The sequence below is a fragment of the Pseudomonas palmensis genome, assembly GCF_017848315.1.
Classification (GTDB): domain Bacteria; phylum Pseudomonadota; class Gammaproteobacteria; order Pseudomonadales; family Pseudomonadaceae; genus Aquipseudomonas; species Aquipseudomonas palmensis.
In genome coordinates, this window is sequence record NZ_JAFKEC010000051.1 from 36,757 (window position 1) to 42,756 (window position 6,000).

Annotated in this window: 5 protein-coding genes and 2 pseudogenes; 3 read left to right on the top strand and 4 right to left on the bottom strand. The window is 58.2% G+C overall.

The annotated features are described in order from the left end of the window. Positions 1-55 precede the first annotated feature (55 nt). Complete coding sequence (locus JZZ72_RS21785) at positions 56-214, top strand: hypothetical protein (RefSeq protein WP_016486362.1); 159 nt, start codon at positions 56-58, stop codon at positions 212-214. Between the two features lie 16 nt (positions 215-230). Continuing rightward, positions 231-455, top strand: a complete 225-nt coding sequence (locus JZZ72_RS21790) for a DUF2188 domain-containing protein (protein ID WP_210015130.1) — start codon at positions 231-233, stop codon at positions 453-455. A 65-nt stretch (positions 456-520) separates the two neighbouring features. On the opposite strand, the gene JZZ72_RS21795 is transcribed toward JZZ72_RS21790, so the two are convergent. After that, positions 521-937: a low affinity iron permease family protein gene (locus tag JZZ72_RS21795; protein WP_210015131.1), complete on the bottom strand. Its 417-nt coding sequence runs from the start codon at positions 935-937 to the stop codon at positions 521-523. A gap of 164 nt (positions 938-1,101) precedes the next feature. On the opposite strand from JZZ72_RS21795, the pseudogene JZZ72_RS21800 reads away from it, so the two are divergent. Continuing rightward, a pseudogene (locus tag JZZ72_RS21800) lies at positions 1,102-2,444 on the top strand (cation:proton antiporter). 59 nt (positions 2,445-2,503) lie between these two features. On the opposite strand, the pseudogene JZZ72_RS21805 reads toward JZZ72_RS21800, so the two are convergent. The 3 genes and pseudogenes from JZZ72_RS21805 to JZZ72_RS21815 form a co-directional block, all read right to left on the bottom strand. Next, positions 2,504-2,698 (bottom strand): annotated as a pseudogene (locus JZZ72_RS21805) (general stress protein); the annotation flags it as partial. Positions 2,699-3,099: 401 nt separating this feature from the next. Further along, positions 3,100-4,425, bottom strand: a complete 1,326-nt coding sequence (locus tag JZZ72_RS21810; protein ID WP_016486367.1) for an SDR family oxidoreductase — start codon at positions 4,423-4,425, stop codon at positions 3,100-3,102. A 19-nt stretch (positions 4,426-4,444) separates the two neighbouring features. Beyond that, positions 4,445-5,659 carry a zinc-dependent alcohol dehydrogenase gene (locus JZZ72_RS21815; protein WP_210015132.1) on the bottom strand — a complete coding sequence of 405 codons (1,215 nt, stop codon included), beginning with the start codon at positions 5,657-5,659 and terminating at the stop codon, positions 4,445-4,447. Between the last annotated feature and the right edge of the window lie 341 nt (positions 5,660-6,000).

A 6,000-nucleotide genomic window follows, 5' to 3' on the forward strand; every position in this document is an offset into this window, starting at 1 on the left:
GTGCTACCTAAGGGGCCTGAGACCTGCATTCCATCAACGTGCTGGAGGTGTTGCCATGCAGCCTAAAACCGAAGGCTCTGAAGAGAAAGGCCCAAGCGACGTACCCTTCATCAACGATCCGGAAAAGCCCACGTCGCCGCCACTGAATGACGCTGATGCCACGGATGCAGCGGAGGCTGAAGAAGACATTCAGGACGATGGCCAATCCCTTTAGAGAGGAGAACCAGCCGATGGACAATTATCACCTCAGCCCGACTTCGGATGGCTGGGAATTGAAGAAAGCCGGTGCTGAGCGAGCCTCGAAACGAGCCGCCACGAAGCAGGAGCTCGTCAGTGTCCTGGCAGATTTCTTCGAGGGCAAGGCGGCGTCCGTGAAGATTCACAAGGCGGACGGCACGCTCGAGGAGGAACGCACCTACCCACGTTCAGCTGACCCGCGCCGTAGCAAAGGTTGAAGACTATAACTGCCTGTGACCTCGGCATTGAGGTCACAGATGCCCAGGGCGTGTTTAGATGGTGGCTAGCGCTGCTGGTTATCTCGAGCAGCTTCATCATCACGCTTCTCACGAGGAGCCTGGTGGTGAGGAGCGCATTCGCTGCCCATCGCCTGATACGCCTTACGAAGTTGATGGATTTCCCGGTTATCGAGCGCTTCGAGATCCAATACTGACTGCTCCGCAGATTTTGTAGCGCGGATCAGTTCGTCGAGCTTCACGTGGATGATGTCGTTATCCCGGTTCTGGGTGTTCTGAATCAGGAAAACCATCAGGAATGTGATGATGGTGGTCGACGTGTTGACGATCAGTTGCCAGGTATCGTTGTAGTGAAACCAGGGCCCAGAGGCAGCCCACATGGCAATCAACACCACGGCGATCAAAAAGGTGCTCGGCTTACCGGCGTGGTTGGCGAGCCATTGGCAGAACTGGGCGAATTTCATGACGTCATCTCCATTGCGATCTATAGGGTTTGACCGCAGCGGCGCGCTGAAATCTTTTTTTACATTTACCCCAGGTATCGGGTTAACCACTAAGCGCAGCGGAACGACGTGGCGTCCTGGAACGTCAAAAAAATACTCGAAATCTTCCCAAGGCTTCTGCGCACATGACCTTCATCGTCTGGTTCGCCATGCTGGGCGCAGTCTTGCTGCTGCTCGCACTCTCATCCTCCTATTTGCGCTGGATCCCTGTGACCTCATCCGTAGTGTGCCTTGCCCTGGGTATCGGGCTGGGTACATCGGGGCTGGGTTTTCTTCAACTGGACTTGAGCAAGTCGAGCGGGTGGATGGAGCACCTCACAGAGGTCGCGGTGTTGTTCTCGCTGTTCTTCAGTGGCTTGAAATTGCGCCTGCCCTTGCACAACCGCCGTTGGTGCAGCGCCTTTTTTCTAGCGGGGCCGGTGATGTTGATCTGCATCGGTGGGGTAACGCTGGTGCTGCATTACGGCCTCAGCTTGGGGTGGGGAGTCTCGCTATTGATCGGGGCGATACTCGCACCCACTGACCCCGTGCTCGCAACCCTGGTGCAGGTGGTTGATGCCCAGGACGATGATCTTGTCCGCTTCAGCTTGTCGGGTGAGGCAGGGCTCAACGACGGCGTGGCGTTTCCCTTCGTCATGCTTGGACTGTTCCTGCAACTGGACAATGGCCAGCCTTGGTTCAGTGACTGGTTGCTCAAGGACATGCTGTGGGCAGTAACCGCAGGCCTCTTGCTTGGCTACTGGATGGGGCGCGGCCTGGGCAAACTCACGCTGTTCTTGCGTCTGCGCAACGACGACAGCACTGTCTCGCCCAATGACTATCTGGCCCTTGCCCTGATTGCGTTGACGTACGTGAGCGCCGAGTCGATACAGGCCTATGGGTTCCTCGCGGTGTTCGCTGCGGGCCTCGGTTTACGGCAGGCGGAGGTCAAGACCGCCAATAGCCCAGAAGGGCCGGCTGCTGAACATCTGGTACAGCCTGTGGTTGGTCACCAGCACGTGGCGCCGGAGCTAGCCGTCAAAGGCGATGTGAAAGGGCTCGACGACTCGCAGGTAGCAGCGGGGATCATGTTGGGTGACATGCTGGCGTTCGGAAGCATGATCGAACGGGCAATGGAAGTGTTTCTGGTGACCCTGCTCGGGGTAGTGCTCATTGAGCATTGGGACTGGCGGGCAGTGCTGGTTGCCAGCGCTTTGTTTTTTGTCATTCGCCCCATCAGCATCCTGCTGTTCCCGGCTCGAGGAATGCTGGATATCCGCCAGCGCGGGCTTTTAGGGTGGTTTGGCATTCGAGGTATCGGCAGCTTCTATTACTTGTTCTATGCCCTCAATCATGGGCTGCTTCCCACCTTGGCCGAGCAGAGCATCAACCTGGTGTGTCAGTGGTGGCGTTGAGCATTCTGCTGCATGGGTTGAGTGTCCAGCCGCTCCTTGCCAGATACGAAGCGTGGAAGGAGAGGGTTTCCTGATGGCTGTTCAACAGAAAAGTGCCAGGGCAGCTATTGCCCTGGCACTGTATCACCCGCAGTTAGCGATTTTCGCTACCGCGTCCGCCGCCGTGGCTGTTTTGCCCGCCTTTACGGCCTGCCTCGGAGGCACGCTCACGGTCGTTGGCAAAATTGCCGCCTGAACTCTGCCCGCCTTTGCGACCTGCCTCTGACGCTTTCTCGCGATCATTGGCAAAATTGCCAGGATTGTTCTGAGCAGTACCACCTTGATTGCCACGGTTGGTTTGGTTGTTAGCCATGATCTTTCACCTCATGTCGTCACACAGGAAAGTCTGTGTTCAACTCGGACGTCAGGGCGCGGGGTGTTTACTTCGTGTTTTTTCGCCGAGGCCGACGGGTTGCGCGAAAGAACCGGTGCAAGTGTGTGTGGCGTCATTAAGCTTTGCTCGCGAACATTTGGGAAGGATCAAGCTTGGCGCCGACCTTCCAGCCAGGCCGGCGTGGTTAAGCGACCTTCTGGGCGCATCGACGCCGCTGACACGCTATACTGAATCCCTGAGAGCGGTAGCAGGGGAAGGCTATCACCCGGTTAATCGCACGAGCTCGTCAGCAGAGTAGGGATCGAACGTGATTTCGCAATGAAACCACGCTCATTCCTCTGTAAGCAGAGCTCCCGCTAGCTATCCCTGCGTCGTGAGTGTGTGAGTGTATAACCCACAAGGATTCCCAGTGCCGCTGCGCCGATCAGCAGCGGCGTCTTGTCGTTTGCCTCCCTCCAGCCTCCGACGATACCCCTCCTGCCACTTGGAGGCTCAAAAAGGTTGCCTGATGATGCTTCGGCTGTGGGGCTGCGATTTATCCCCCAGCGCGTCAGCTTCCCTGACAACAGAGGCAGCCCTGGTATCAGGTAGCTGGCCAAATGCGCGATGCGCGCTGCGGCGCCAACGGTGGTGTGAGCCCGAGGCGAGATTGCGCAGGCCACCATAGCCTTTGCCACCCTCTCGGGATCGTATACGGGGCCTGGCGGTCTCAGTGTATGTCCGGTGTAGTTGCCGCCGTCTCGGAAGCCTGGTGTGTCCATGACTGCTGGATAGATATCGCAGACATGGATGTCGGGATATTCAGTCAACTCGCCTCGCAATGCCTCGGTCAGTCCACGCAAGCCGAACTTGCTCGCCGAATAAGCGGCGGCATAGGGTTGGGCCATCCAGCTGCCCAGCGACAGCGTGTTGATGAGAATGCCGCTGCCCTGTGCCTTGAAGAAGGGAAGGGCGACGTAGGCGCCTCGCAGATATCCGATCAGATCTGTCTGGATGACCTGCTCGTGTGCCTCCAACGGCGTTTCTTCAAACTTGCCGACCGCGCCGACCCCGGCATTGTTGACCCAGATATCGATTCGTCCATGGCCAAAGTCTGCGGCCTGAGCAGCCAGCGCTTGAACCTGATCGCTGTGGGTGACATCGGTCATGATAGCTATGGCATCCGTACCACAATCGGTGCATTCATCCAGGACGTCGAACAACGCCTCTTCGTCGCGTGCTGCGAGTACCAGGCGAGCACCTTTGCACGCAAAGGCATGCGCGGCGGCCCGGCCTATACCGCTGGATGCGCCGGTGATGACCACAACCTTGCCGCCCAGAGGCCCTTTGAGCGTAGCGCCACGGTCAGGTGCTTCTCGTTCCGCACCCGAAGCGGCGGGGTCAAGGTGGGCAATGGTGTCGCTGGCCTCGATCTGCGAGAGCTCAAGGGAGGTACCATCGACCAGGGTCAATGTCAGCCCTTCGATCGTGCCTGCCTCCCGGTTTGGAAATACGGGCTCACCTGCGGCATCCAGGCTGTCGTAGATGAAGCGCGTACCTTCGAGCCAGCCCACGGCGGTGAGAAGCTCAGGGCCGAGGTAATACTTCCCGTCTTGAAAGAAGCCTGGAAACTGATGTGCCCGCTCCACGTTTTCCACGCGATAGCGTTCGCCGGATTTCATGCCTGTCGCTTGATCGATCATCTGACAGCCTCCTGTAGGGTCAGCCTTTGCTGTGCTCGTCGGAAGGGCCCAAGGTGCCCGCTGCCGCGCCTGGCACCAGGATCACCTTGCGGCAGTTATCCTCTTTCTGATCGAACATCTTGTAGCCCATGGCCGCTTCTTCGAGGGCCAGGCGGTGGGTGACGATCAGCTCTGGTTTCAGGCGCCCTGCTTCGATGTGCTGCAGCAGTTCGGGCAAGTATTTCTGGACATGGGTCTGGCCCATTTTGAAGGTGAGTCCCTTGTCGAAGGCATCGCCGAACATGAAGGCGTGGATGAAGCCGGCGTACACCCCCGGGACACTGACAACGCCGCCGCGACGCACTGCAGCAATGCTCTGGCGCAGCGCCTTGCCACTGCTGCCTTCGATCTTCAGCGCCGTCATCACCGTTTCGGCAGTGCTGCCTTTGGCCTCGAAACCGACCGCATCGATCACTGCATCGACGCCGCGCATGCCTGGCGTCTGGCGGATGATGCTGTCTGCGGGGTCGTCGTCCTGCTCGAAGTTGATCGGTATGACGCCGTAGGCCTCTCGGGCGTAGGCCAGGCGGTAATCGTTGTCATCGACCATGAAGATGGTCTGAGCCCCGAGCATTCGCGCACAGGCGGCGCTCAGCAAGCCGACTGGCCCGGCGCCGTAGATGGCTACCGATGAACCCTGGCGAATCTCGGCATTGATGACCGCCTGCCAAGCGGTTGGAAGAATATCCGAGAGGAACAGTACCTTGTCATCGCCCAGCTCGGTGGGCACTTTGAACGGGCCGACGTTGCCCTTGGGAACCCTGACATAGTCAGCCTGGCCACCAGGAATACCGCCATAGAGATGGCTGTACCCGAACAGCGCTGCGCCTGGGGGAATGCCCTTCTTGTTGATGATCGCGCCACGGCCTGTGTTGGTGGTTTCACAGGCAGCGAACAGGTCGTGCTGGCAGAAGAAACAGCTGCCGCAAGCGATCACGAAGGGAATCACTACGCGGTCGCCGATCTGCAGATTGGTGACGGCACTGCCGGTATCTTCGACGATGCCCATGAACTCATGGCCGAAGATATCGCCCGCTTCGGTTTCTGGAATTTTGCCTCGGTAGAGGTGCAGGTCAGAGCCGCAAATGGCTGTGGCGGTGACCCTGAGGATGATGTCGTCTTCCTGCTCAATGATGGGATCGGGGACGTTATCGACCCTGACGTCGTGTGCTCCCTGGTAGGTCAATGCTCGCATAAGGTCAGCTCCTGCAGTCGTTTTTCCGTGATAGGTATGCAGGGGAAGCCATGACAGATGGCAAAGTTCAGACCAACAAGTCCAGTGGTACTTAAAACTCATTCTCGACCCTACCATTTCAAGCTAACCCTTCCTGATCCCACCGCTATCGAACGATCTGAGCCCGTGCCAGAAGAGCCAGGCCGTTCAAACGAGGGGCGTGGCGATGGACGACAGGATGTTGGCATTCATGGTGTTCGCTGCCTCACGACCTGACGTGCTTGAGCAGGTACATAATATTCAGAGAAGGTGGGTCAGGTGGGCGATCTCGCACTTTTACATTTGAGTGCCCACGTTGGGGG